Origin of the sequence: Clostridium senegalense JC122 (assembly GCF_000285575.1) — a bacterium.
In the GTDB taxonomy this organism is placed as follows: domain Bacteria; phylum Bacillota; class Clostridia; order Clostridiales; family Clostridiaceae; genus Clostridium_J; species Clostridium_J senegalense.
On the sequence record NZ_HE611052.1, the window covers coordinates 85,087 to 86,662 of the forward strand.

General features: G+C 22.8%; 2 protein-coding genes. Both read right to left on the reverse strand.

The annotated features are described in order from the left end of the window. Nucleotides 1-205 precede the first annotated feature (205 nt). Nucleotides 206-583: a transporter permease gene (locus tag CSGHG_RS24280; protein WP_010295628.1), complete on the reverse strand. Its 378-nt coding sequence runs from the start codon at nucleotides 581-583 to the stop codon at nucleotides 206-208. Nucleotides 584-690: 107 nt separating this feature from the next. Further along, entirely contained in the window at nucleotides 691-1,299 is a 609-nt protein-coding gene (locus CSGHG_RS24285; protein ID WP_010295631.1) for an SLC13 family permease, read from the reverse strand. Nucleotides 1,300-1,576: the final 277 nt, after the last annotated feature.

A 1,576-nucleotide genomic window follows, 5' to 3' on the forward strand; every position in this document is an offset into this window, starting at 1 on the left:
TAAACACTTTTTTATCATAATTATTCTCAAACAAGGGTTTTGCCTTACATCCTCTTATCCTTACATGATATATTGCATTTTCTGTTTTTACTCTTGCCTGTCTAGCCAAAATAAATTCACTCCTAAAAATATTTGTTCTTATCTAAAGTTTTGACAGTATATGAATATTTAATCAAAAAAAAGTAGTATGCCACCTCTTGACACACTACTTTATAAAAAGAAAAATTATTGGAATAAATATGATAAGTCCTAATAAATTGTATAATGTAAATATTTTAAGATAATTATTTCCTTCACCTTCGTATTCTTTTGTATATATTTTATAAGATATAACACTTGCTAGTGATGCTATTATTGTACCCATACCACCTACATTCACCGCTAACAACAATTCTTTCCCACATTTACTAAACCCTGATATTAACATTGTCGCTGGCACATTACTTATTACTTGACTCAATATTATTGACCATATGTATGTTCTTTGTCCACTATTTAAAATATTTCTCATAAATAACTTAATAGTATTTATTTGAGATATGTTTCCTATAAATATGAAAAAGCCTATAAAAGTAACTAACAAAGAATAATCCACCTTAAATAATAACTTTATATCTATAGTACAAATTCCTAGTACTGTTAATATGACTACAAATTTATAATTTATTATATTAAATACAGACAATATTACTATAAAAAAAGTAATACAGTTATTAAGAATTTATACACTTTTTCTAATTTAACATCTTCAACTTTAAAATCTATTTTTTCATTTTTCATACTTCCTATTAAAACACCTAAAAATATTATTCCTAAAATCATTATAGGTAATGTTGTTTTTAAAAATTCAATAGCCCCCATATTATAGTAATAGTATATAAATAGGTTTTGTGGATTACCCATTGGTGTAAATGCACTCCCTAGGTTTGCAGCTAAAGTTTGAAGTATTACAATTTTCATGATTTTTATATTACCTTTTTTACCTACTATTATAGCAAATGGAACAAAGGTTATTAATGCAACATCATTAGTTATAAACATAGCTGCTATAAATGTCATTCCTATCAACATAATACTTACCATTTTGTAAGTTTTGCATTTTTTAAGCAGTATAACTGCTCCTTTTTCTAACGCTTTTAAACTATTTAATGCTGCTATTACTAACATTAAATTAAATAATAAAATTAGAACCTTAAAATCTATATACTCTATTTTAGGGAATGAAATAAATGAAGTTATTACTGCTAAAAATAAAGCGATACTTAATACAATTTGATTTTTCAAAAAACTTTTTATCATGATAATGTCATTACTCCTATCAATAATTATAAATTACAACTACTAAATTATATCATTATTGAATTTATTATTACAAACGATCTTAAATTTATCTATTTTAAAATCAATACATACACTTAATATAAATTTTTTATTATTTCTTTAAAAACTTTGCTAGTTTTCCATGCTTTATAGTATTTTTTATTTTAGTTAATTTTATTTCAAATTCTTTTTCAATTATAATTAGTAATTAATATTTCATCATTTATTTGAAATAAATTATCTATATTAAGCATTT

Bases quoted from the DNA above. Each gene is read 5' to 3' on its own strand.
- CSGHG_RS24285 (WP_010295631.1), bottom strand. From the start codon at position 1,299: ATGATAAAAAGTTTTTTGAAAAATCAAATTGTATTAAGTATCGCTTTA.